The organism is Sanguibacter hominis ATCC BAA-789, from assembly GCF_012396185.1.
In the GTDB taxonomy this organism is placed as follows: Bacteria; Actinomycetota; Actinomycetes; order Actinomycetales; family Cellulomonadaceae; genus Flavimobilis; species Flavimobilis hominis.
This window is the reverse complement of sequence record NZ_JAAXOW010000002.1, coordinates 388,294-413,216: the sequence shown is the minus strand read 5'-3', so window position 1 is coordinate 413,216 and position 24,923 is coordinate 388,294. Positions and strand designations below refer to the sequence as shown.

At 71.3% G+C, this 24,923-nt stretch carries 20 protein-coding genes, 1 tRNA gene and 1 pseudogene; 13 read left to right on the top strand and 9 right to left on the bottom strand.

What is annotated here, in order from left to right; genetic code table 11:
• Positions 1-116 precede the first annotated feature (116 nt).
• Positions 117-1,919, top strand: a pseudogene (locus HF995_RS08425) (heavy metal translocating P-type ATPase); the annotation flags it as partial.
• A 34-nt stretch (positions 1,920-1,953) separates the two neighbouring features.
• On the opposite strand, the gene HF995_RS13885 reads toward HF995_RS08425, so the two are convergent.
• A complete protein-coding gene (locus HF995_RS13885) occupies positions 1,954-3,312 on the bottom strand; it encodes an APC family permease (RefSeq protein WP_286189413.1) in 1,359 nt (452 codons plus the stop codon).
• A 116-nt stretch (positions 3,313-3,428) separates the two neighbouring features.
• Between HF995_RS13885 and HF995_RS08420 the strand changes: the two genes are divergently transcribed.
• From HF995_RS08420 to HF995_RS08410, 3 genes are all read left to right on the top strand, one after another.
• Complete coding sequence (locus HF995_RS08420) at positions 3,429-4,019, top strand: DUF2238 domain-containing protein (RefSeq protein WP_168447343.1); 591 nt, start codon at positions 3,429-3,431, stop codon at positions 4,017-4,019.
• A complete protein-coding gene (locus HF995_RS08415; RefSeq protein WP_286189412.1) occupies positions 4,019-4,750 on the top strand; it encodes a glycosyltransferase family A protein in 732 nt (243 codons plus the stop codon). Before HF995_RS08420 ends, HF995_RS08415 begins: the two co-directional genes overlap by 1 nt.
• Positions 4,751-4,863: 113 nt before the next feature.
• Complete coding sequence (locus tag HF995_RS08410) at positions 4,864-5,049, top strand: hypothetical protein (protein WP_168447341.1); 186 nt, start codon at positions 4,864-4,866, stop codon at positions 5,047-5,049.
• 61 nt (positions 5,050-5,110) lie between these two features.
• On the opposite strand, the gene HF995_RS08405 is transcribed toward HF995_RS08410, so the two are convergent.
• Positions 5,111-5,914, bottom strand: coding sequence for a TspO/MBR family protein (locus HF995_RS08405; protein ID WP_168447340.1), 804 nt, complete (start codon positions 5,912-5,914; stop codon positions 5,111-5,113).
• Positions 5,915-6,042: 128 nt separating this feature from the next.
• Between HF995_RS08405 and HF995_RS08400 the strand changes: the two genes are divergently transcribed.
• Entirely contained in the window at positions 6,043-6,630 is a 588-nt protein-coding gene (locus tag HF995_RS08400; RefSeq protein ID WP_168447339.1) for a M15 family metallopeptidase, read from the top strand.
• 73 nt (positions 6,631-6,703) lie between these two features.
• Positions 6,704-7,111, top strand: coding sequence for an HNH endonuclease (locus tag HF995_RS08395; protein WP_168447338.1), 408 nt, complete (start codon positions 6,704-6,706; stop codon positions 7,109-7,111).
• Between the two features lie 106 nt (positions 7,112-7,217).
• On the opposite strand, the gene HF995_RS08390 is transcribed toward HF995_RS08395, so the two are convergent.
• Positions 7,218-7,291, bottom strand: a tRNA-Pro gene (locus tag HF995_RS08390).
• Between the two features lie 428 nt (positions 7,292-7,719).
• Between HF995_RS08390 and HF995_RS08385 the strand changes: the two genes are divergently transcribed.
• The 7 genes from HF995_RS08385 (at position 7,720) to HF995_RS08355 (ending at position 15,885) form a co-directional block, all read left to right on the top strand.
• The gene (locus HF995_RS08385) at positions 7,720-8,022 is read left to right on the top strand and encodes a WhiB family transcriptional regulator (protein ID WP_168447337.1); all 303 of its coding nucleotides are present in this window, start codon (positions 7,720-7,722) and stop codon (positions 8,020-8,022) included.
• Positions 8,023-8,135: 113 nt separating this feature from the next.
• Positions 8,136-8,915 (top strand): DeoR/GlpR family DNA-binding transcription regulator, encoded by a 780-nt coding sequence (locus tag HF995_RS08380; RefSeq protein ID WP_210727271.1) that lies wholly within the window; start codon positions 8,136-8,138, stop codon positions 8,913-8,915.
• A gap of 25 nt (positions 8,916-8,940) precedes the next feature.
• On the top strand, positions 8,941-10,152 hold the full coding sequence (gene galT / locus HF995_RS08375) for a galactose-1-phosphate uridylyltransferase (RefSeq protein WP_168447335.1): 1,212 nt from the start codon (positions 8,941-8,943) through the stop codon (positions 10,150-10,152).
• Positions 10,149-11,345 (top strand): galactokinase, encoded by a 1,197-nt coding sequence (gene galK, locus HF995_RS08370; RefSeq protein ID WP_168447334.1) that lies wholly within the window; start codon positions 10,149-10,151, stop codon positions 11,343-11,345. Before galT ends, galK begins: the two co-directional genes overlap by 4 nt.
• A gap of 113 nt (positions 11,346-11,458) precedes the next feature.
• The gene (locus tag HF995_RS08365; RefSeq protein WP_168447333.1) at positions 11,459-13,642 is read left to right on the top strand and encodes an MMPL family transporter; all 2,184 of its coding nucleotides are present in this window, start codon (positions 11,459-11,461) and stop codon (positions 13,640-13,642) included.
• Positions 13,639-14,139 (top strand): MarR family winged helix-turn-helix transcriptional regulator, encoded by a 501-nt coding sequence (locus HF995_RS08360; protein ID WP_350308795.1) that lies wholly within the window; start codon positions 13,639-13,641, stop codon positions 14,137-14,139. Before HF995_RS08365 ends, HF995_RS08360 begins: the two co-directional genes overlap by 4 nt.
• Before the next feature lie 57 nt (positions 14,140-14,196).
• Positions 14,197-15,885, top strand: a complete 1,689-nt coding sequence (locus HF995_RS08355; RefSeq protein WP_168447332.1) for a long-chain-fatty-acid--CoA ligase — start codon at positions 14,197-14,199, stop codon at positions 15,883-15,885.
• 75 nt (positions 15,886-15,960) lie between these two features.
• Here HF995_RS08355 and HF995_RS08350 read toward each other — a convergent pair whose 3' ends face one another.
• From HF995_RS08350 to HF995_RS08325, 6 genes are all read right to left on the bottom strand, one after another.
• A complete protein-coding gene (locus HF995_RS08350; protein ID WP_168447331.1) occupies positions 15,961-17,607 on the bottom strand; it encodes an ABC transporter ATP-binding protein in 1,647 nt (548 codons plus the stop codon).
• The gene (locus HF995_RS08345) at positions 17,607-18,587 is read right to left on the bottom strand and encodes an ABC transporter permease (RefSeq protein ID WP_168447330.1); all 981 of its coding nucleotides are present in this window, start codon (positions 18,585-18,587) and stop codon (positions 17,607-17,609) included. Before HF995_RS08345 ends, HF995_RS08350 begins: the two co-directional genes overlap by 1 nt.
• A gap of 1 nt (position 18,588) precedes the next feature.
• A complete protein-coding gene (locus tag HF995_RS08340) occupies positions 18,589-19,674 on the bottom strand; it encodes an ABC transporter permease (RefSeq protein WP_350308794.1) in 1,086 nt (361 codons plus the stop codon).
• A 64-nt stretch (positions 19,675-19,738) separates the two neighbouring features.
• Complete coding sequence (locus tag HF995_RS08335; protein ID WP_168447329.1) at positions 19,739-21,382, bottom strand: ABC transporter substrate-binding protein; 1,644 nt, start codon at positions 21,380-21,382, stop codon at positions 19,739-19,741.
• A 200-nt stretch (positions 21,383-21,582) separates the two neighbouring features.
• On the bottom strand, positions 21,583-23,094 hold the full coding sequence (locus tag HF995_RS08330) for a leucyl aminopeptidase (RefSeq protein WP_168447328.1): 1,512 nt from the start codon (positions 23,092-23,094) through the stop codon (positions 21,583-21,585).
• A 13-nt stretch (positions 23,095-23,107) separates the two neighbouring features.
• Complete coding sequence (locus HF995_RS08325; RefSeq protein ID WP_168447327.1) at positions 23,108-24,907, bottom strand: SLC13 family permease; 1,800 nt, start codon at positions 24,905-24,907, stop codon at positions 23,108-23,110.
• Between the last annotated feature and the right edge of the window lie 16 nt (positions 24,908-24,923).

The following is a 24,923-nucleotide window of genomic DNA, read 5'->3' as shown; positions in this document are numbered from 1 at the left end:
CTGGTACCAAGGTCCCGGAGGCCCGGAATCATGCGCCGGCCGACGGCGCGCCACGAGCGCGTAGGACAGGCTCACCATGCTGGCGGAGAGCCCTTCCGAGGGCATATGAGTGGAGCATGGCTTTCATCGTGCGCGCCGGACGCAGGTACCCGTGGGTCGTCGCGACCCTCGTCGTGGGGGTGCTCGGCGGTGTCCTGTCGATGCTCTCGTACGGGCGAGCGACCACGCTCCTCCTCGGGGGGTTCGCGATCCTCGTCGCCGCCCGCTCGGCGTGGTCGATGGTGCGGGAGCTCCGCGAGGGGACCTTCGGCGTCGACATCCTCGCCGTGACGGCGATCGGTGCGTCGGTCGCGGTCGGCGAGCTGTGGGCTGCGCTCGTCATCGTCCTGATGCTCACCGGCGGTGAGGCGCTCGAGGACTACGCCGCGTTCCGGGCCCGCGCAGACCTCTCGGCACTCCTCGAGCGCGCGCCGCAGGTCGCGCACCGGACCCGCGCGGACGGCACGCTCGAAGACGTGCCCGTCGACGAGGTCACCGAGGGCGAGCAGGTGGTCGTCCGGCCCGGAGAGGTCGTCCCTGTCGACGGGACGCTCGAGTCCGCCGCCGGCGAGCTCGACGAGTCGTCCCTCACCGGCGAGAGCCTCCCGGTCGAGCGCGTCGCAGGAGACGTCGTCCTGTCGGGTGGTGTCAACGGCTCCGTCCCGCTCACGCTGCGCGTGCTCCGCCCGGCACGGGAGAGCCAGTACCAGCAGATCGTCGCGCTCGTCGCCGAGGCGTCCGCGAGCAGGGCCCCGATGGTGCGCCTCGCCGACCGCTACGCGATCCCGTTCACAGCGCTGTCCCTCGCCATCGCGGGCGTGGCCTGGTGGTGGTCGGGAGACGCGGTGCGCTTCGCGGAGGTCCTCGTCGTCGCGACGCCGTGCCCCCTGATCATCGCCGCTCCAGTGGCCTTCATGGCCGGGATGAGCAGGGCCGCCCGCAAGGGCGTGATCGTCAAGAGCAGCGCGACGCTCGAACAGCTGTACCGGGCCAAGGCGGTCGCGTTCGACAAGACCGGCACGCTCACACGGGGCGCACCACGGCTGAGCGACGTCCGCGCGGCGGAGGGCACCGACGTCGACGAGATGCTGCGCCTGGCGGCGTCCGCCGAACAGCTCTCGTCGCACGTCCTCGCCTCGGCGATGATCGACGGCGCTGTCGAGCGCGGGCTCGCGCTGTCGAGCGCGAGCGCGGGCCACGAGGCGACAGCCAACGGCGTGACGGCCACGGTCGACGGACGCGAGGTCGTCGTCGGCAAGCGGACCTTCGTCGCGGAAGCGACAGGCCACGACGTCCCCGCGCCCGAGCTCGGCGCCGGGGAGCTCGCGGTCCACGTCGGGATCGACGGCGTGTACGCCGGCGCTCTCGTCCTGAGCGACGAGATCCGCCCGACGTCACGGGACACGGTCGCCGCGCTGCGCCGCGCGGGCGTCAACCACGTCGTCATGCTCACGGGTGACGGCGCGCAGACCGCGGCTCACGTCGCCGCCGAGATCGGCATCGACGACGTCCGATCCGACTGCCTGCCTGCCGACAAGGTCGACGCGGTGGTCGGGCTCACCGACCGGCCCGTCGTCATGGTCGGTGACGGTGTGAACGACGCCCCGGTGCTCGCCGCCGCCGATGTCGGCATCGCGATGGGCGCGCGCGGCTCGACCGCGGCGAGCGAGTCCGCGGACGTCGTGATCCTCCAGGACGAGGTCGCGCTCGTCGCGACCGCGCTCACTGTCGGGCGCGACACCGTGCGCGTCGCGCTGCAGAGCATCGGCGTGGGCATCGCGCTGAGCGTGGCCCTCATGGTCGTCGCGGCGTTCGGAGCGCTCCCGGCGGTCGTCGGAGCCTGGTTCCAAGAGGGTGTGGACGCCGTCGCGATCCTCTGGGCGTTGCGGGCCGCCGGCGGGGCGCGTGATCGCGCTACGAGGCCTCGACCGCAACCTCGGGGCGCGGCTTCTGGCTCGCCCGACGCGTCGCCAGGTGCAGCGCTGCACCGATCGCGAGAAGGATCCCCGCTCGAAGCCACGTCCCCGCACTCTGCTGGGTGAGCAGCAGCACGCAGCTGAGCACGCCCAGCACGGGCACGATCGTCGCGACCCGGAAGTGGTCCTTCTCGACGTGATCCTTGCGCAGGACGAGCACGGCGACGTTCGTCGAGATGAACACGATGAGCAGCAGCAGCACGACAGTCTCGGCGAGGGTCTGCAGCCCGCCAGTGAAGACGAGCGCGATCGCGACGAGCGTCGTCACGACGATCGCGACCGCTGGAGTCTTGCGGCCCGGCAACACACGAGCGAGGACCGGAGGCAGGAGCTGCTGCGACGCCATCCCGTAGGTGAGGCGGCTCGACATGATCATGGTCAGCAGCGCACCGTTGGCCACGGCGACCAGCGCGATGAGCGAGAAGACGGTATCGGGGACGACATCGGCGACGTGCACCACCTCGAGCAACGGGCCGGTCGACGCGGCGAGCGCGTCCGGCGACACGACCGCGACCGCGGCGACACCGACCGCGACGTACACGACGCCTGCGGTGAGCAGCGACGCGAAGAGCGCTCGCGGATAGACCCGGCGGACGTCCTTGACCTCCTCGGCCATGTTGGCCGACGTCTCGAAGCCGACGAACGAGTAGAACGCGAGCAGGGACGCTCCGAGCACGGCGAGCGCCGGGTTGACCCCCTCCTTGAAGTCCATGACGCGACCGATCTCGCCGTCAGCTCGGCCGAGGACGACGACCGCGAGCACGACGACGAGCACCAGACCGGACAGCTCCACGACGGTCATGACGACGTTCGCGCGCAACGACTCCTTGATGCCGCGCATGTTGAGCAGCGCCACGAGGACGAGGAACACGACCGCGACGAGGTTGGTCGGCAGGTCGACGAAGGTCGTGAAGTACTCCCCCGCGAAGGCGATCGAGAGCCCGGCGGCGCTCGTGACGCCGGCGGCGAGCATGCTGAAGCCGACGAGGAAGGACACTGCGGGCCGCTTGAACGCGCGCTCGGCAAAGACGGCAGCGCCGCCAGCGCGGGGGTACTTCGTGACGAGCTCGGCGTAGGAGCCCGCGGTGAGCAGCGCGAGCCCGAGCGCGACGAGGAGCGGGAGCCACACGGCGCCGCCGACCTCCCCGGCCATGATGCCGACGAGCGCGTACACGCCCGCCCCGAGCACGTCACCGAGGATGAAGACGTAGAGCAGCTTCCCGCTGACGGTCCGGGAGAGCGCGGTGGCGCCTTGGTGGGGTGCGGGCGCCTGGCCTGCGTCGGGGTGCTTGGTCATCTCGTCACCTTGACAGGCGTCGCGGAGTCTCGCAGATCGAGGAAGCGTGCCGGCGCTCGCGCTGCGAGCCGTGCCGGTCCGGGTGAGACTGCGGAGACCGCCAACCCGGAGGTCTCGTGCCCGTACCCACGCTCCGCAGCCACCTCGTGGCGGATCTCGTCCCTGGCGACGTGCTCCGCGCCGTCGCTGCACTGTCCTTGATCACGCTCGCCCTGCTCGGCGAGCCGATCAGCGCGGCCCTGTTCCTGCTCGTCCTGGGCGGGACAGTCGTCCCCCGTGCCGTGGGCGCGTCCCCGGTGCTCGACGTCGTCACCGGGACGTCGCTCGTCGTCGCCGGCTGGGCGTCGCACCTCGACTGGTACTCGGCGGTGCCCTGGCTGGACCTGGCACTGCACGCCGTGTGCACCGGCGTGCTCGCCGCTGTCGCGGAGCTCGTCCTCCGGCGCTGGGTCCGCGGCCGCGGGGCTGCGCGCGAGGGCGACGCCGCAGACGATCTCGCCGGGGCGCGCACCCGCGTCGAGACCGTGCTGCTCGTGGGTGGGCTGGGCTCCGTCCTCGCGATCCTCTGGGAGGTCGGCGAGTGGGCGGGCCACACCTTCCTCGACGAGAGCATCGGCGTCGGCTACACCGACACGGTCTCCGACCTCGTCACAGGCCTCGCGGGCTCGCTCGTCGCTGGCGTCCTCGTCGCGCGGGGCGCTCGATGATGCCGCGCCCGCAGGTCTCCGTCGTCATCCCGGTGCGCGACGACGAGCTCGAGCTCGACCGCTGCCTCGCCCTCCTCGCGCAGCAGACGGTCGCACCCGCCGAGGTCGTCGTGGTCGACAACGGGTCGAGCGACAGGTCCGCCGAGGTGGCGCACCGCTGGGGTGCCGTCGTCGTGCACGAGCCGCGCGTCGGGATCCCCGCAGCCGCTGCAGCCGGGTATGACGCTGCGCGCGGCGACGTGATCGCTCGCCTCGACGCCGACTCGCGGCCGGGACCGCGCTGGGTAGAGACGGTCGTCGCGCACATGGCGGGCGATCCGAGCCTCGCCTCGCTCACCGGGGCGGGTGCGTTCCACGACCTCCCGCGCGGTGCGCGCGGGGTCGCGTCCGTCGGGTACCTCGGTGCGTACTACGTGCTCGGGCACCTCGCGCTCGGGCACCCACCCCTGTGGGGGTCGTGCATGGCCGTGCGCGCGACGGCATGGCGCGAGGTGCGTGACGACGTCGAACGGGTGGATGCCGAGGTGCACGACGACCTGGACCTGGCGTTCCGCCTCGGGCCGGGCCGGGCGACGCGGTTCGACCGGTCCTGGCGGGTCGGGGTCAGCGCGCGGTCGCTGCGCGGGGGCGCGCAACGACGTCGGCGCATGGCGCGCGCGATCCGGACGCTCCGGGTCAACTGGACCGTGCAGCCCCCGTGGAGCCGGTGGGCCGAACGCCTGGCCCGGTGACCGGGCTCGTGCACCGGCGCTGGTCGACGGTCACCCGGTAGCCCAGCCGGGGCCTGCCTCACGACCGCAGCTCCGTCCGTGACAGTGCGCGGCGTCCGAGGGACGATGGAGGCATGGCGACCCAGGACCTCGCGCCCCCGGCGACCGACGACCCGCGGGAGATCATCACGGTGGGCGTGCTCATGGCGAACGGTCGCCTGGCACCCCGCTCGTTCGCGTCCCGCGCAGATGCCGAGGCGTGGGCGCACCCCGACGAGCAGGTCGTCGAGTACAACCTCCTGTGCGAGTGCGACCGCTGAGGGTCGATCGCCCAGGACTGACCGCGCGGGCTTGATCTGGCGTGACGGCCGCGCCGACGCTTCAGGCGGCCTGGCCGCGAGCCCCGGTCTTGCGGGCCCATGCCGCGACGGTCGCGGCGACGACGAGCACGGCGGCGGCAGCTGCCGCGACCGCGGTCACGGTCGACTCCGGTTCGGTCGCGGCGCGGCCGACGGCGATCCACCCGAGGCCCCATGCCATCGCGGCAGAGACCCCGACGCGCCCGCCGAGTCGGAACGCGAGGAATGCCCCGATGGCGGTGGCCGCCGCCAGCACGACGACAGCGAGCAGCTCGGCAGTCCCCGGCGCGGGCTCCACGCCCGAGTCTGCGAGCGTCGCGGCGATGTTGGCGACCGTCGCTACCGTCACCCAGCCGAGGTACAGCCCGAACGTTCCGTCGACGACGATCCGCTCGACCGTCCCGCCCTCAGGGCGGAGCGCGGTGAGCCGCTCCATGATGAGGCCGAGCGTCAGCGCGAGGACGACGATGACGAGGACGCTCCCCCACAGCCAGCCGGCCTGGGTCACGAGCAGCCAGCCGCCGTTGAGCAGCATCGACACCGCTGCGAGCCAGCCGATCGACCGGCCGCGCGCCGACGCGGCGTTGCGCGGGACCCACTGCCAGACGACGTAGGCGGCGAGGCCGAGATAGATCACCGACCAGATCGAGAACGCGGTGCTCGCTGGAGCCAGGAGGGTCGCGGTCGCCGACAGGCTGCCGCCGGAGGACTCCGCGACCCGCTCCCCGAGCACACCGATACCGAACAGGGTGCCGACGAGCATGGCTGCGGCACTGAGCGTCGTGGCGACCTGCCGGACGCGGTCGTTCGTCGTGACCTGGGACATCGTCTCTCCTCCGTGTCGGGTGCGTCTTACTCTGCCAAGGCTCGTGCCCGTCCGCCGGGCGAGAGCCTCACATCGTGCGCGTGCCAGCCGATGGGACACAGCGACCACAGGAGAAGGGCGGGCGGCACATGGACGGGATCACAGCGATCTCCCACCGGATGATCGAGATCCAGTCGATGCTCGGCACGCTCAACCCGCCTCAGGCGTCCACGGTGGCCGCCCAGGGCTCTGCGGCGTCGTCGTTCGACGCCGCGCTCGGCAAGGCTGTGAACGACGTCGCGACGCCTCAGGCGTCTTCTGCTCCGGAGGGGTCCTGGGCCAGCGCAGGGGTCCCGGCTGACCTGGCGCAGTACGGCAACGGCAAGATCCCGGCTGAGGCGCTCACGCAGATCTCCGGCAGCAACCACCGCCTCTGGGCGCCTGCGGCAGGTGCGTTCGAGCAGCTTCGCGCTGCGGCTGCGAAGGACGGTGTGACCATCGGCATCACCGACTCGTACCGGTCGTACGAGGCTCAGGTCGACGTCGCGCAGCGCAAGGGCCTGTACAAGAACGGCGGCCTCGCCGCGGTTCCCGGCACGAGCCCGCACGGGTGGGGTGTCGCCCTCGACCTCAAGCTCGACTCGCAGGCGCAGGCGTGGATGCGCACCAACGCAAGTCAGTTCGGCTACGTCGAGGACACGCCGCGCGAGCCGTGGCACTGGGTCTTCAAGAAGTAGCAGGACCCGCCGCTCCGCGTTCCGGCGTTGCGACACGTCTACGCGGGCGCCTGACGATCCGTAGACTCACCCCATGCCCGTGAGCCAGACGCGCCGTGCGCGCGCCGCACGCCGCCGCTCACGTCGGGTGGCAGCCGCTGACAACGACCTCACCCCCGCGCAGTGGGACGCGCTCGTGGAGACGTGGGGTGCGTGCGCCTACTGCGGTGACACCGCGGGGCCGTTCCAGAAGGACTGCGTCCTTCCCATCTCACGCGGGGGCCGCTACACGTTCGAGAACGTCGTACCCGCCTGCCGTTCGTGCAACGCGAGCAAGTGCAACAGCGAGGTCACCGGCTGGCTGCGGCGCAAGCGGCTGGACGAGCGAGCGTTCCTGCTCCGGCACGTCGCCATGCTCGCCGCGTTCCGCAAGAGCGTCGAGCTGGCGGAGACAGAGCTCGATCCGGACCATGGCCTGGTGGGGCCAACGGCCACCGGCTGACGGCGCCCTCGCGAGCCGTGCGGATACGCGAGAGGGGCGGCTCTCGGAGTAACCGAGAACCGCCCCACTCCGGCAGCTCTCCCGCGGAGCTCCGCGGGATCTTCTGTCGGGATGACAGGATTTGAACCTGCGACCCCTTGACCCCCAGTCAAGTGCGCTACCAAGCTGCGCCACATCCCGTCGGACGCCGAGGCGTCCTGACCAGCCCCGAAGGGCCGACAGAAATACTACCCCACGTTCGACGGCGTCCCCGCCACGCGGAGGGACGCCACGTACCCCCGCGCGACGGGTCGACGATGCGCAGCGCCTGAGCCGGGACGAACCCGACATCACCGGCGGCACACACCTCTTCGAGTCTGCCCACCTTGTCGACATGTCGAGCCGGACCTGAATCGCGCCAGGGGGTTGACAGCCATCCCCGAGATCCTGACCTGCACAAACGCTAGTTCGACGGCGGGCTGAAACGATTTGGCGGGAGGCTTGCACAACTTCTGAAGCGGTTGTACTGTCATGACACGAGCACAAGGGACCTTCGACCTGGAGGGTCGCTCGCAACGGCAACAGGGTCGGCCTCGGGGATCGGGGCCGTGACGAGAAGGGGATTCACCATGGCTGAGCTGTCTCGCCTCCCGGGGCCTGTGATGGACCTCTGGGAATGGCAGTTCGAGGGCGCGTGCCGCGACCTGGACGACTCGATGTTCTTCCACCCTGAGGGTGAGCGCGGCGCGGCGCGACGGCGTCGCATCGAGGCAGCCAAGGCTGTCTGCAACTCGTGCCCCGTGATGATGCAGTGCCGCGAGCAGGCGCTCGCGATCCGTGAGCCCTACGGCGTGTGGGGCGGCCTCAGCGAGGAGGAGCGCGAGGCGATCATCGCCCAGCGCCGCACGGCTCGCCTCACCGTCGCAGGCTGATCCGTCCCAAGACCGCCGCCGACCGCACAGCGGTCGGCGGCGGTCTTGTCATGCGCGCCCCAAGCACACCCCAGGGTGTTGGTTTCTGATAGGTCATGTGCGAACATGTTCATATGCTCGTCGACCAGCGACACTCCCTCATCCTCGACCGCATCGCCGCGAACGGGGCGGTCCGCGTCGCGGACCTGAGCACGGAGCTCGGTGTCTCTGACATGACCGTGCGCCGCGACATCGCCGACCTCGCCGCACGCGGCCTCGTCCGCAAGGTCCACGGAGGCGCCGTCGACGCACGCCCCTCAGCACACGAGCCGGGCTTCGCCTCCAAGCAGTCGCTCGCCACCGCGCAGAAGCTCGCGATCGCCGACGCCGCGATGGACCTCGTCCCCGCAGGCGCCTCGATCGCGCTGTCCGCAGGTACCACCACGTGGGCGATCGCCACGCGCCTCGCGCAGCGCGCCGACCTGCGACCGCTCGCCGTCGTCACCAACTCCCTGCCCGTCGCTGACGCCCTGCACGCTGCTGGTGACGTCTGCGACGTCGTGCTCACGGGCGGCAGCCGCACCCCGTCCGACGCGCTCGTCGGGCCGCTCGCCGTCGCAGCGCTCGAGACCCTCCACGTCGACCTGCTCTTCCTCGGCACCCACGGCATCGACGCCGACGCAGGACTGACCACCCCCAACCTGCTCGAGGCCGAGACCAACCGCGCCCTCGCCCGCAGCGCACGCCGCACCGTCGTCGTCGCCGACTCGAGCAAGTGGGGCACCCTCGGCATGGCGCGCTTCCTCACGCTCGCCGACATCGACGTCCTCGTCACCGACGAAGGCCTGCCCGACGACGCACGCACACTCCTCGCGGACGCCGGCGTCCGCGTGATCCTCGCCCCCGCCACCTGACCCACCCCGTCCACCGGAGGAACCGATGACCACCGTCCGACGCACGTCGACCCACCTCGCCGACGGCCGCGAGCTCATCTACTACGACGACTCGGAGCCGTACGTGTCAGGCGGCGCGACCCGCCGCCTCGACGACCCGCGGCCCCTGACGCCCCGGTTCGTCCCCGACATGGTCGGCCCCGAGATGCGCCGCGACCCCCTTACCGGCGAGTGGATCCCCATGGCGACGCACCGCCAGAACCGCACGTTCCTGCCGCCCGCCGACGCCAACCCGCTCGCCCCGGCAAAGCCTGGCGCGGCCTACTCCGACGGCGAGATCCCCGACACGGACTACGACGTCGTCGTCTTCGAGAACCGCTTCCCCTCGCTCGTCCGCGTGCCCGACCAGCCCGACGACGTCACGCACGTCGACGGCGAGGAGATCTGGCAGGTCCGTCCGGCCGCAGGGCGCTGCGAGGTCATCTGCTTCTCCCCCGACCCGACCCAGTCCCTGCGGGACGTCACGGTGCGGCGCATGCGGACGATCATCGAAGCGTGGGCCGACCGCACGGCCACGCTCTCGTCGCTCCCGGGCGTCGAGCAGGTCTTCTGCTTCGAGAACCGCGGCGAGGCGATCGGGGTGACGCTGCACCACCCGCACGGCCAGATCTACGCCTACCCCTACCTGACCCCGCGCACCGCGACCATGGTCGAGCGTGCACGCGAGCACCGCGCCGTGACGGGCCGCAACCTGCTCGCCGACGTCATGGAGGCCGAGAAGCGCTCAGGCCGGCGCGTCGTCGCCGAGACCGAGCACTGGCTCGCTTACGTCCCCGCAGCGGCGCGCTGGCCCGTCGAGGTGCACGTCGCGCCGAAGGACACGAGCCGCCCCATCCCCGACCTCGCCTCGCTGACCGACGCGGAACGGGACGACCTCGCGCCGCTCTACCTGGAGATCCTCGCGCGGTGCGACCGCTTCTTCCCCGCACCCGACGGCACCCCCGCGAAGCTGCCGTACATCGCCGGCTGGCACCAGGCTCCCGTCACCGAAGGGCGCGACGACCTGCGGCTGCACCTCGAGCTCGTCTCGATCCAGCGCGGACCGGGCCGCCTGAAGTTCCTCGCGGGCTCGGAGTCCGGCATGGGCGCGTGGATCTCGGACACCGTCCCCGAGAAGATCGCCGACCGCTTCCGCGAGGTCGCCTCGCCGACGTGGACGGACGCGACCGCTGCCGGCACGACGGGTGGTGACCGATGACCGGGATCGTCTGGAACCGCGCCTGGGACCGTGAGGAGGGCGAGTCGCGGGTGCGGTCGCTCTTCACCCGCACGTTCGGTGCGGGTCAGCTGCCCGACGGCGTGTGGTCCGCGCCGGGACGCATCAACCTCATCGGTGAGCACACCGACTACAACGGGGGCTCCTGCCTGCCGTTCGCACTTCCCCACCGGACGTACGTGGCCCTGCGCCGCCGTGAGGACGATCTCGTCCAGCTCTCGTCGGGTCAGGAGGACGGGCTCTGGACGGCGCGACTGTCCGAGGTCGGCCCGGTAGGCACGTCCGGGGAGGTCTCCGGGTGGGGCGCGTACGTCGTCGGCGTGGCGTGGGCGCTGCGCGAGGCTGGGCACGACGTGCCCGGCTTCGACGCGGTCGTCGACTCGTGCGTGCCGTACGGTGCGGGCCTGTCGAGCTCCGCGGCGCTCGAGGCGGCGTTCGCCGTCGCGCTCGGTGACGCGTCCGACGACGCGGCGCGTGCAGCGCTCACCGCAGCGTGCGTGCGTGCGGAGAACGAGATCGCGGGAGCGCCCACGGGCGGGATGGACCAGTCTGCGGCGCTCCGCAGCACGGCGGGGCACGCGCTCCTGCTCGACTGCACGACGTGGGCGGCGCGGCAGGTGCCGTTCGCGCCGGGTGCGCACGAGCCTGCCGGCGAGGTGCTCGTCATCGACACGAAGGCGCCGCACCAGCTCGTCGACGGGCAGTACGCCGCCCGGCGCGCGGCGTGCGAGGACGCGGCACGCACGCTCGGTGTGGCGACGCTCTCCGAGGTCACGAGCCTGCCGGACGCGCTCGCGCAGCTGCCTGACGATACGGCGCGCCGCCGGGTGCGGCACGTCGTCACGGAGATCGCCCGCGTGGACGAGGTCGTGGGCCTGCTGTCCTCGGGCGGGGACCTGCCTGCGGTCGGTCGCGTCCTCGTGGCGGGACACGAGTCCCTGCGCGACGACTACGAGGTCACGGTCCCCGAGCTCGACGTCGCGGTCGAGGCTGCCGTCGACGCGGGAGCGTTCGGCGCGCGGATGGTCGGCGGCGGCTTCGGAGGTTCCGTGATCGCGCTCGTGCCGGCGGGGTCTGCGGTCGACGTCGCGGCGCACGTCGCTGCCGTGTTCGCGGCGCGCGGCTTCGCTGCCCCGGCGTTCCTGCTGGCAGAGCCGTCGGACGCCGCTTCCTGACAACCAGGCGCGCCCGGCCCGTTGCTCGGGACGGGCGTGCCTGGCGTTTCTGGCACCGGGTGCTAATATTGCTAGCCTATCTAGCAATCTGGTACCCGACCCCGGAGCGCCTCGTGCCCAAGTCCTCCCCCGCACTCCACGCCGGCCGCACCTCCCGCGGCAACCGGCGCTGGCTGCGCACCTTCCTCCCCGCCGTCCTGGTGCTCGTCTGGCTCGGCCTCGCCGCCGTCGGCGGACCGCTCTTCGGCCGGGTCGAGGAGGTCTCGTCGAACGACGCGACGGCGTTCCTCCCCACGAGCGCAGACGCCACACAGGTGCAGAAGGCGCTCGGGGAGTTCCAGGGCACCGACGCGATCCCCGCGATCGTCGTGCTCGCCTCCGAGCAGCCGCTCACCGAGCAGCAGCTCGGCGAGATCGGCACCCTCGTCGGGACCCTCGCGTCTCTGCCCGAGGTCCCGACCGAGCCGAGCCCGCCGATCCCCTCCGAGGACGGCAAGGCCGTCCAGGTGTTCGTCCCGCTCGACGCCGAGGGTGAGATCGCCGAGAACGTCGAGACGCTGCGCACCGCGCTCGCCGACGGGGCACCCGAAGGCGTCACCGCCCAGGTGACCGGACCGGCAGGGTTCACCGCCGACCTCACCGAGGCGTTCGCCGGCATCGACGGCATCCTGCTGCTCGCTGCGCTCGGCACGGTCCTGGTCATCCTGATCGTCGTCTACCGGTCGCCGATCCTGCCGTTCGTCGTCCTCTTCACCTCCCTGTTCGCCCTGTGCGCGGCCCTCATGACCGTCTGGTTCCTCGCCCGCGAAGGCATCGTCCTGCTCAGCGGACAGACGCAGGGCATCCTCTTCATCCTCGTCATCGGCGCCGCGACCGACTACGGCCTGCTCTACGTCGCCCGGTTCCGCGAGGAGCTGCGCAACTTCTCGAGCACCTGGGACGCGACGCGGGCCGCCGTCAAGGGCTCGGCAGAGCCGATCCTCGCCTCGGGTGGCACCGTCATCACCGGCCTCCTCTGCCTGCTGCTCTCCGACCTGCAGTCCAACCGCTCGCTCGGCCCGATCGCATCGATCGGCATCGTGTTCGCGCTGCTCGCAGCGTTCACGCTCCTGCCCGCGATGCTCCAGCTCATCGGCCGCGCCGCATTCTGGCCGCGCCGGCCGGTGCTGCTCCCCGAGGGGGCGAGCGCCGACGAGGACGCCCACCTGCCCACCCGCGGCGTCTGGCGCGCGATCCCCCGCGCCGTCTCGCGCCGCCCCCGCACGCTGTGGGTCGCCACGACCCTCGTCCTCGTCCTCGCGTGCGCAGCGCTCCCCCAGCTCAAGGCGTCCGGCGTCCCGTCGAGCGACCTCGTCCTCGGCTCGTCCGAGGCCCGCGACGGTCAGAAGACCCTCGGAGAGCACTTCCCCGGCGGCTCCGGCACCCCCGCCTACGTGCTGACCCCCGAAGCGGACCTGCAGCAGGTCGCCGACACGCTCCTCGCGACCGACGGCGTGGCCTCCGTCGCCGTCACGGCTGCAGACTCCCCGAGCGGGTCCGCACCCGTCACCGCGGAAGGGATCACCGCGTTCGGCCCGCCGGGCACGCCCGCGCCGGCCCCGACCGTCTCCGACGGCAAGGTCCTGCTCCAGGCGACCCTCACCGACGCGTCCGACTCCGACGCCGCGGCCGAGACGGTCCGCGCGCTGCGCGACGCCGTGGGACCCGACGTCCTCGTCGGCGGCGTCACCGCCACCTCCGTCGACTCCAACGACGCGTCCGTCCACGACCGCAACCTGATCATCCCGGTCATCCTCGTGGTGATCCTGCTGATCCTCATGCTGCTGCTGCGCTCGATCCTCGCGCCCGTGCTGCTCATCGCGACCGTCGTGCTCTCGTTCGGGTCCGCCCTCGGCATCTCCGCCCTCGTCTTCAACCACGTGCTCGGCCTGCCCGGCGCCGACCCGGCCGTCCCGCTGTTCGCGTTCGTGTTCCTCGTCGCGCTCGGCATCGACTACAACATCTTCCTCATGACCCGCGTCCGCGAGGAGACCATCAAGCACGGCACGCACGCCGGCATCACCCGAGGCCTCGCGATCACGGGCGGCGTCATCACGTCCGCAGGCCTCGTCCTCGCGGCGACCTTCGCGGCGCTCGCGGTCATCCCGATCCTGTTCCTGCTGCAGCTCGCGTTCATCGTCGCGTTCGGCGTCCTGCTCGACACGATCGTCGTCCGCACGATCCTCGTGCCGGCGCTCGCGCACGACATCGGCCGCACGATCTGGTGGCCGTCGAAGCTCGCGAAGGCCGCCCGGTGACCGACGAGCCCACGTCTGCCTACTGGTTCGCCGAGGCCGGCATCCGCGAGCTGCTCGAGGCGGTGCGCCGGTTCCGGCGAGCCGACCAGCAGATGCGGCGCCGCGCCTCGGCGGCCATGGGCATGAACGTCACGGACATGCAGGCGCTCCAGGAAGTCATCTCGGCCGAGAGGCGCGGGGTTCTCGTGACCGCCAACCTGCTCGCGACGAACCTGGGGATCTCGACGGCGTCGACCACCAAGCTCCTCGACCGGCTCACCGCCTCCGGCCACCTCGAACGGCGGCCGCACCCCCACGACCGCCGCGCGGTCGTCGTCGTCGCGACCGAGCACGCCCACTGCGAGGTGCGGTCACGTCTGACGAACATGCACGACGTCATGGCCCAGATCGCCGCAGCCGTCCCGCCCGAGTCGCGCGGCGACGTCGCGCAGTTCCTCACCGCGCTCGCCGCGCACCTCGACGACGTCGAGGGGCCGACGCCGCTGCGCCCCGCCTAGGCGAGGCGCTGCACCACGTTTTCCCCGGACCAGCACAGCGGGTGGACAATGGGCACCATGTCGAACGTCGAAGAGATGCCCTGGGTGAAGAACTACCAGCCGGGCGTGCCCGCGCAGATCCAGCTCCCGACCGAGTCGCTCGTCTCGATGTTCGAGCACTCCGTCGCCGAGGCCGGCAAGCACCCCGCGACCGAGTTCTTCGGCCGGCGCACGACGTACGCAGAGCTCGGGGACCAGGTCGCCCGCGCCGCCGAAGGCCTGCGGAAGCTCGGCGTGCGCAAGGGCGACCGGGTCGCGCTCATCCTCCCGAACTGCCCCCAGCACGTCGTCGCGTTCTACGCGGTGCTGCGCCTCGGCGCTGTCGTCGTCGAGCACAACCCGCTCTACACGTCCCGCGAGCTGCGTCACCAGTTCGAGAGCCACCAGGCGCGCGTCGTGATCGCCTGGGACAAGGCCGTCGCGGCGCTCCGCGAGTTCCCGAGCGACATCACGATGGACCACATCGTCTCCGTCAACCTCCTCGAGGCGTTCCCCGCGGTCAAGCGCGCGGCGCTGCGCGTGCCGCTCAAGAAGCTGCGTGCGACACGCGCCTCGCTCACCGCGCCAGCGCCGGGCACCGTCCCGTGGAGCAGGCTCCTCCAGAACGACCGCATCGCGACGTCGCACCCACGCCCCGGCGTCGACGACCTCGCGGCGATCCAGTACACGTCAGGCACGACCGGGCAGCCCAAGGGCGCGATGCTCACCCACTACAACCTCTACTCCAACGCCCTCCAGGGCGAGGCGTGGATGCACGGCGCCGAGTACCGCAAGGAGATCTTCTACGCGATCCTGCCGATGTTCCACGCCTTCGGCATGACGCTCTACCTGACGTACGGCGTCCGCAAGCAGGCGCTCCTCGTGCTGTTCCCCAAGTTCGACCCGGACATGATCCTCGACGCGATGAAGAAGTCGCCCGCGACGGTCTACTGCGCCGTCCCGCCGATCTACGAGCGCACCGCCCTCGCGGCGAAGGAGCGCGGGATCTCGCTCAAGTCCTGCAAGTACTGCATCTCCGGCGCGATGAACCTCCCCGACCACGTCGTCGAGCTGTGGGAGTCCATGTCCGGCGGCCTGCTCGTCGAGGGCTACGGCATGACGGAGTCCTCCCCCGTCGCCCTCGGCAACCCGTTCCACCCCACGCGTCGCCCCGGCACGATCGGTGTGCCGTTCCCGTCCACCCTCATGAAGGTCGTCGATCAGGACGACCCGACCCGCGAGGTGCCGCAGGGCGAGCCCGGTGAGCTCCTCCTCAAGGGCCCCCAGGTCTTCCAGGGCTACTGGAACAACCCTGACGAGACCGCGAAGACGCTCACCGAGGACGGCTGGCTGCGCTCCGGCGACATCGTCACGGTCGACGCCGACGGCTTCACGACGATCGTCGACCGCGCCAAGGAGCTCATCATCACGGGCGGCTTCAACGTCTCCCCGAGCGAGGTCGAGGCCGTCCTGCGGCTCCATCCCGACGTCTCCGACGCCGCCGTGATCGGCAAGCCGCTCGAGCGCGGCGGCGAGATGGTCGTCGCCGCGGTCGAGCTGGAGCCGGGCAGCACGCTCGACGAAGAGGCGCTGCGTCAGCACTGCCGCGCCCACCTCGCGGCCTACAAGGTGCCGCGCCGCGTCGTCGCGATCGAGGACACGCCACGTTCCCTGCTCGGCAAGGTGCTGCGCAAGCAGGTGCGCGACCAGGTGCTCCCGCTCGTCTGAGAGCACCCGCTCCGTCAACGACGCGAGGGGCGGTGCAGCAACGCTGCGCCGTCCCTCGTCGCGTCTCCCGACAGGTCAGCGCGTGAGCCTCGCGAGGGCGATGCGCCGCTTCGCCTGCTCGTCCGGGTCCGGGACCGGGACGGACGTCAGCAGCCGCTGCGTGTACGGGTGCTGCGGCGACGCGAGGACGTCGACGCTCGGTCCCTCCTCGACGAGCTCGCCGCGGTAGAGCACGCCGACCCGGTCCGCGACCATCCCGACGACGGCGAGGTCGTGGCTGATGAAGAGCGTCGCGAACCCGAGACGTTCCTGCAGCTCGAGGAAGACCTCGAGCACGCGCGCCTGCACGGACACGTCGAGCGCCGACGTCGGCTCGTCCGCGATCAGCAGGTCCGGGTCGAGCGCGAGCGCACGTGCGAGGCTCGCGCGCTGGCGCTGGCCTCCAGAGAGCTCGTGCGGGAAGCGCTTCGCGAACTCCTGGGGCAGGTGCACGGCGTCGAGCAGCTCCGCGACCCGCGGACGCGCGGCACGCCAGTCCCGGGCCCTGCCATGGATCACGAGCGGCTCGGCGAGCCCCTCGGCGATCGTCATCTTCGGGTTGAAGCTCGTCGCCGGGTCCTGGAACACGAAGCCGATGCGCTGTCGCAGCGGCCGGAACTCGCGCTCCTTGTAGCCCACCATCTCGTGCCCGAGGACCGAGAGAGAGCCGCCCGACGCGTGCGTCAGTCCGGCGATCGCCCGGCCGATGGTCGTCTTGCCCGAGCCGGACTCCCCGACGAGGCCCAGCACCTCGCCGGGCCGGATCTCGAAGTCGACGCCCTTGACCGCGCGGAACGCCGGGCGCCCGAGCCGCCCGGGGTACGCGATCTCGAGGCCTCTTGCCTGGACAACCGGCGCAGCAGTGAGGTCTACCGGCGTCGAGCGGTCGCGGGTCTGGGTGCCGAGGACAGGCACGGCCGCGAGGAGCGACCGCGTGTACTCGTGCTGCGGGTTCGCGAAGATCGACCGCACGTCCGACTGCTCGACGATCTTGCCCTGGTTCATGACCGCGACGCGGTCGGCGAGGTCGGCGACGACCCCCATGTTGTGGGTGATGAGGACGATCGCCCGGCCGAACTCGTCACGCACGCGGCGCAGGAGGTCGAGGATCTCCGCCTGGACCGTGACGTCGAGCGCGGTCGTGGGCTCGTCCGCGACGATCACCTTGGGCTCGAGCGCGAGGGCCATCGCGATGACGATGCGCTGCTTCTGCCCGCCCGAGAACTGGTGCGGGAAGTGGTCGACCCGCTCCTCGGGGTCGGGGATGCCGACCTTGCCGAGGATCTCGATCGCTCGCGCGCGAGCCTCCTGCTTGGAGACCTCGCCGTGCGCGCGCAGCCCCTCGGCGATCTGCCAGCCGACCGTGAAGACGGGGTTCAGCGCGGTCGACGGCTCCTGGAACACCATGGCGACGTCGCGGCCACGGGCGGCGCGCATCTGCGCTGGCGACAGGGTCACGACGTCCTGGCCTGCGAGGACGACAGCCCCTGACACGGTCGTGTTCTCGGGCAGGAGGCGCAGGATCGTCTTCGCCGAGACGCTCTTGCCGGACCCGGACTCACCGACGATCGCGAGCACCTCGCCGGCGTTCACCTGGAAGCTCACGCCGTCGACGGCGCGCACCTCGCCCGCGTCCGTGGTGAAGTCGACGCGCAGGTCCTTGATGTCGACGACGGTCTCCATCACTCGACTCCCTTCGTCTCGGTCGCCGCGGCCGCGCGGCGCGGTGCCCTGCGGATGCGCAGGCGGGGGTCGGCGAGGTCGTTGAGGCTCTCACCGACGAGCGTGACGCCCATGACCAGCAGGACGATCGCGACGCCGGGGAACACCCCCGTCCACCAGATGCCGCTCGCGACGTCGGCAACCGCACGGTTGAGGTCGTAGCCCCACTCGGCCGCCTTGGTCGGGTTGATGCCGAAGCCCAGGAAGCCGAGACCTGCGAGGGTGAGGATCGCCTCGGACGCGTTGAGCGTGACGATGAGCGGGAGCGACCGCGTCGCGTTGCGCAGGACGTGCTTGCCGAGGATCCGCGACGTCGGTGCGCCCAGGACCCGCGCGGACTCGACGAACGGCTCGGCCTTGAGGCGGACCGTCTCGGCGCGCACCACGCGGAAGTACTGCGGCACGAACACGACGGTGATCGAGATCGCCGCAGCGATGATGCCGCCCCAGAAGCTCGACTGCCCGCCGGAGATGATGATCGACACGACGATCGCCAGGAGCAGGGACGGGAACGCGTAGACGGCGTCGGCGACCATGACGAGGACCCTGTCGAGCCAGCCGCCGAGGTATCCGGACACGAGGCCGAGCGCGACGCCGAGGAAGATCGACGCGATCACCGCGAGGACGACGGTCAGGAGCGCGGTCTGGGTGCCCCAGACGACGCGCGAGAAGACGTCGTACCCGCCGACGGTCGTGCCCCAGACGAACTCGTCCGACGGCGCGGCCTGACGTGGGAACGACCCGTCGGCGTCCGAGAGCTGGCTGAAGCCGTACGGGGCGATCTGCGGCGCGAACAGGGCCACGATCACGAAGACCGCAGAGATCAGGAGCCCTGCGACGAGCATCCCGCGCTGCAGTCCGGTGCTGTGGAACAGGTGCCAGACGATCGGCAGCCGCCGCCAGCGGGGCTCGTGGGTCACGCCCACAGGCTGCGTAGCCATGTCAGTACCTCACTCTCGGGTCGATGAGCGCGGCGACGACGTCGACGACGAAGTTGGTCACCGCGACGATCACCGCGAGCAGCGCGACGATCCCCTGGACCGCGACGTAGTCGCGTGCGGCCAGGTACTGCGCGAGCTGGAAGCCCAGGCCACGCCACTCGAACGTGGTCTCCGTGAGGATCGCGCCACCGAGCATGAGGGCGATCTGCATGCCCATCACTGTGATGATCGGGATGAGGGCGGGCTTGTACGCGTGCTTGCGCAGGAGCCGGCCCTCGGACACGCCGCGCGAGCGTGCCGCGTCGACGTAGTCCATCGAGAGCGTCCCGATGAGGTTCGTGCGGACGAGCCGCAGGAACACGCCCGCGGTGAGGAGGCCGAGCGCGACGGCGGGCAGGACGGCGTGCGAGAGGACGTCGGAGATGAGGTCCCACCGGCCGGTGCGCAGGGCGTCGATGATGTTGATGCCGGTCGACCCGTCGATGCGGTCGAGGATCAGCTGGGTCTGCGGCGTCGACCGGCGGCCGAGCGGGAGCCACCCGAGCTGGACCGAGAACACGAGCTTGAGCAGGATGCCCGCGAAGAAGACGGGGGTCGCATACGCGAGGATCGCCAGCACCCGCAGGGTCGCGTCCGACCATCGGTCGCGGCGGTAGGCAGCGATCCGGCCGAGCGGGATGCCGATGACGAGCGCGATCACGAGCGCGAACGTCACGAGCTCGAACGTCGCGGCGCCGTACGTCAGCAGGATCTCGCTGATCTCCCGGTTGTCCGTGACGGTGCGACCGAAGTCCCCCGTGAAGATCTCCTTGAGGTACTCGACGTACTGCACGAGCACGGGACGGTCGTAGCCAGCGGCGGCGAGCCGCTCGGCAAGCTGCGCCTCGGTGAGGCGCCCGCCGACGGACGCCGTGATGGGGTCCCCGACGACCCGCATCAGGAAGAACACGAGACTGACGAGGATGAGCACGGTCGGGAAGATCAGCAGGAAGCGGACCAGGATGTAGCGTCCCAGCCCTCCGCCCGGTGCTGCTGAGGTGGGTTTGGCCGCAGCGGCGGCTGCGGGCTCGTCCGTGAGCGCGGTCACGTTCTCTCCTTGGTACGCGGACGGGACGCCGCGTGCGGCGTCCCGTCCGGTGTGGTGCGGGTGGTCAGCGACCGAGCGGCGCGTAGCGGAACTTGAAGGACGCGTCGAGCGTCACGCCCGTGACGTCCTTGCCCGCGACGGCCACCTGCGAGCCCTGGAGGAACGGCAGGGTCGAGAGGTCCTCCGCGACGATGCGCTGCGCCTCCTCGATGAGCGCGACGCGCTTGGCCTCGTCAGGCTCGCTCGCCTGGCCGAGGATCGCCTTCGTGGCGTCGTCGTTCTCGTAGTGGTTGCCGAGGAAGTTCTCCGGGAGGAAGAACGGCGACAGGTAGTTGTCGGCGTCCGAGTAGTCCGGGAACCAGCCGAGCTGGTAGGCCGGGTAGACGTCCTCACGACGCTCGGTCGAGTAGACGTCCCAGAGCGTCGACTGGAGCGTGATATCGAACAGGCCCGTCGCCTCGAGCTGCGCCTCGACCATCGCGTACTCCTCGTCGGAGGAGTTGCCGTAGTGGTCCGGGCTGTACTGGAGGTTGAGCTTGACCGGGGTCGCGACGCCCGCGTCGGAGAGCGCCTTGGCGGCCTTGTCCGCGTCCGGCCCGCCGTTGCCGTCGCCGTACAGCTCCTTGAGCGGCTCGGCAGCCCCGGTCAGGCCCTCGGGGACGTACGAGAAGAGCGGCGCGAAGGAGCCCTGGTAGATCTCCTCGCTCAGCTTGTCGCGGTCGAGCAGGTGCGCGACCGCCTGGCGGACGGCGAGCGCCTTCGCCGGGTCGGCGTCGGCCGTGTCGGTGCCGAACGGCTGGGTCGCGAAGTTGAAGACGATGTAGCGGATCTCGCCGCCCGGGCCCTCGTGGACCTTCACCTTGTCGTCCTTCGCGAGGTCTGCGAGGTCTGTCGGGGACAGGCTGCGGAACGCGACGTCGACGTCGCCCTGCTGGACGGCGAGCTTGAGCGAGGTCTCCTCGGTGAAGTACTGCGCCGTGACGACCTTGGTGACGGCCGGCTCGAGCAGGCCCTTGTAGCCGTCGAACGCCTCGTAGCGGATGAGCTCGTTCTCGGTGTAGTCCGTGATGAGGTACTGCCCGGCGAACGCCTTCTCGGAGACGATCTTGTCCGCCGGGGTGAGCTCGGTCGCGGAGAAGACTTCCTCGTCGACGATCGGACCGACGGGCGAGGACAGGATCTGGGGGAACGTCTGGTCGTTCTCGCTCTTGAGCTTGAAGACGACGGTCAGGTCGTCCGGGGCCTCGAGGGAGTCGAGGTTGTACAGGAGCGACGACGGGCCGTTCGGGTCCGCGATGGCGAGCTGGCGGTCGAAGCTGAACTTGACGTCCGACGCCGTCAGGGCGTGGCCGTTCGCGAACGTCAGGCCCTCCTTGAGCTTGACGGTGTACTCGCTCGGGGCGGTGAACTCGGCGCTCTGCGCGATGTCGGGGGCGACGTCGGGGCTGCCGTACGGCGAGTTCAGCAGGAACGGGAACACCTGGTTCTGCACGGCGAACGAACCGTTGTCGTACGAGCCGGCGGGGTCGAGCGACGTGATCACGTCGGTGGTGCCGACCGAGATCGCCTCGGCGCCGCCGCCGGTGCCTCCTGTGCCCGTCGTCGGGCCGTCTGACTCGCTCGTGTCCGCGCACGCGGTCAGCACGAGACCGAGCGCGGCGAGCGCGCCCACAGCGCGTACGGCGCGGCGTCCAGTTCCTGCAGCCATTGCTCACATCCTCACTGCATCGCGCCGGAGCGGGGGGCACCGGCGCTTGGTTGACGGGTCATGGACCAAACCCTGACGCTGTTCTTACCACGGGACGTAAGACCTATGCCGGGCATGACCGCTTGCGATACGCATTCGAAACAAAACGTGACCAGGCGGAAACAGTCTGCTGACGACCGTCCGCCGTCGGGAACGACCCATCAGGCGGGCGGACGGAAAGCAGACACGACCTCCGCGAGCAAGCGCGCCCCGTAGCCCGTCGCGCCCTTGACGCGCCACGCGGAGTCCGCGTCGACACGCATCGGCCCCGCGATGTCGAGGTGCGCCCACGGCGTGTCCTCGACCCACTCAGCGAGGAACAGGGCGGCGACGATCGCACCGGCCGACTCCCCGCCAAGGTTCTTGATGTCGGCGATCTCTGAGTCGAGCCACGGTCGATAGGCGCGCTCGAGCGGGAGCTCCCACACCTGCTCGTCCGTGCGGGCGGCCGCCGCACGCACCTGGGCGACGAGGTCCGGCGACGTACCGATGAGCCCAGCCGTCCGCGGCCCGAGGGCTGCGAGGCACGCGCCCGTGAGCGTCGCGACGTCCACGATCGCGTCGACACCGTCCTCGTTCGCCAGGGTGAGGGCGTCCGACATGACGAGCCTGCCCTCGGCGTCGGTGTTGACCACCTCGATCGTCCTTCCGGACCGCGTCGTCAGCACGTCACCGAGCTTCGTCGCCGAGCCGGAGGGCATGTTGTCCGTGCATGCGAGGTATGCGCTCACCGCGACCTCGGTGCCCAGCTCACGGAGGACCGACATGGCCGCCAGCACCGCGCCTGCGCCGGTCATGTCCATCTTCATCGCCGCGTGCATGGCGTTCGAAGGCTTGAGGCTGATACCACCCGAGTCGTACGTGATTCCCTTGCCGACGAGCCCGAGGTGCGGGACGTCCTCTCCGGGCACCACAGGCCGATAGCGCAGCACGATCATCTGCGGCTCCGATACTGATCCGGCGTTCACGCCGAGCAGCCCGCCACAGCCCATCTCCACGAGCGCCGCACGGTCGTGCACCACGATCTCGAGCCCGGACTCCGCAGCGACCTGACGCGCGACCAGTGCGAGAGCCGGCGCGTCGAGATGCCCTCCAGGGGCGTTCGCGAGGTCGCGCGAGAGCGCTCCCGCGCGGGCGAGGACGAGGCCTCGCGCCGCGCCGAGCTCCAGGTCTTCCGTGACGTCGCCGCCGGCTGCGCCGACGACGAGGACGATCTCGACGAGGGCCGTCGCGGCAGACGACCTCAGCTCGTCGAACGAGTACCGGCCGAGGACGACACCTTCGACGAGCGCGGCACCGAGATCGTGCGCGTCGGCCCGCACGGCGTCGGGCAGCGTCGACACGTCCAGCACGACCACCGGGTCCGCTCGCACTGCACGGGCAGCCTCTCCGGCCGCGTCACGCACGGCCGCGACGTCGACCGCGGCAGGCGAGCCGAGGCCCACGAGCACGACGTCAGGGCCCTGCGCCACCGGGAGGTTGACGACGGTCGACGCCTTCCCGGTGAAACCGAGCCGCTCGACCTGCTCGCGCGTGAACGGCGTGCGGGTCGGCGGGGCGCCGTCCGTCGCCAGGAACGCGACGATCGCGGCCGCGTCAGGTGGTGGTTCCGCGACGACGGTCACCGCCACGGCGCGCACAGCGTCGGGAGAAGGGGTCAGGTTGACGGACATGGGGACTCCTCGGCTAGAGCGGCCAGAACACGGGGACGAGAAGGAGGGTGATCGCGAGCCACGCGAGCATCATGACGAGGCCGAGCCGCCAGTAGTCGCCGAACCTGTAGCCGGCCGGTTCCATCACCATCATGTTGGCGGGCGTGGCGATCGGGGTGAGGAAGGACGCCGCCCCGGCGACGGCCATGAGCATCAGCACGGGCTGCGCCGGCACGTTCGCCGTCTGCGCGGCGACGAGCGCGATCGGCACCATGATGAGCGTCGTCGCGGTGTTCGACACGACCTGACCGAGCACCGCGGTCACGAGGAAGAGGACCACGAGCAGCACGTACGGCTGTCGTCCGCCCGCCGCCACGATCACGTCCGCGACGATGTCGGCGGCCCCGCTCGCGCGGATCGCCTCGGACATCGGGATGAGCGCACCGATCAGCACGACCGTCTGCCACGAGACCGCCCGGTAGGCCTGGTCCGACGTCAGGACCCGCAGCCCCACCATCGCGGCCGCACCGGCGAGCCCCGCGACGGCGGGCGCGACGACGCCGCTCGCGAGGAGCGCGACCGTCGCCGCGAGCACGGCGAGCGCCCTCCCGGCCCGGGAGCCCAGCGGGACGACCTGACGCCGCACCGCGTCCGGCTGGTCGACGAGCAGCAGCTCCCGGTCGTGGCTGAGCGCCTCGACCGCGGGCCACCCGCCGTGGACGAGCAGGGCGTCTCCCTGCTCGAGCGCCGTCGGGCGCAGGCCGCGGTCTTGACCGAGACGGCGCACGGCGAGGATCGTGAGCCCGCTCGCGCGCCGCATGCCCGGGAACACGGAGAGCCCCCGCAGGGGCGACCGGGGCGGCACGACGACCTCGGCGACGCCCTGGTCGCGCGAGAGCAGCGGGCCGCCGTCGGGCGCCGAGAGAGCCACCATCTCGAGGTCCAGGGCGCTCGTCGACGCGAACCGCTCAGCGTCGGTGCGCGCCCCGGCGACGACGATCGAGTCCCCCACCTGGAGCGCCTGGCGCTCGGTGACGCCGAGACCTGCGACGTCGTGCGCCCCGACGAGCTCGAGGCCGTCCGGCATCACGACGCCCGCGAACGCGCTCCCGACGACGCTCGATCCTGGCCGCACGCCGAGCCGGAACACCCCGCCGCTGAGCCCGTAGTGCTGCGTGACGGTCGACCGGTAGGTCGAGAAGTCTGGCGGGAGCAGCGCGGACGTGCGCTCGGGGAGTAGGCGGGGGCCTAGCCACACCCCGATCACCGCGGTCACGGCGACGAGCGGCACGCCGACGAGCGCGAACTCGAAGTAGCCGAAACCAGGACCTCCCGCACCGCGTGACGCATCCGAGACGATCACGTTGACGACCGAGCCCGAGAGCGTGAGCATCGCTCCCGCGCTCGCGGCGAAGGCGAGCGGGAGGAGCAGGCGGGACGGCAGCACGTCGACGCGCCGCGCGACCACGACGGCGACCGGGAGCATCGCGGCGGTCGCACCGTTCGGTGTGATGACCGCCGCGAGGGCAGCGCACACTCCCAGGAGCGCGAGGACGATGCGCGCACGCCCGACGCCGTCGGCGCGTGTGAGCCTCTCGCCGGCCCACGCCGTGACGCCCGTCTCCTCGAGGCCGGCGCTGATGACGAAGAGGGTCGCGAGGAACACGACGACCGGGTCGCCGAAGCCCGCGACCACGCGCTCCGGACCCACCTGACCGGTCACGAGGAGCGCGAAGGCGGTGATCACCGCGACGAGGCCGACGGGCCATCGGTTCCATACGAACAGCACGATCGAGCCCGCCAGCACGAGCAGGGTGATCGTCGCGTCCGTCACGTCAGCACTCGCCTGC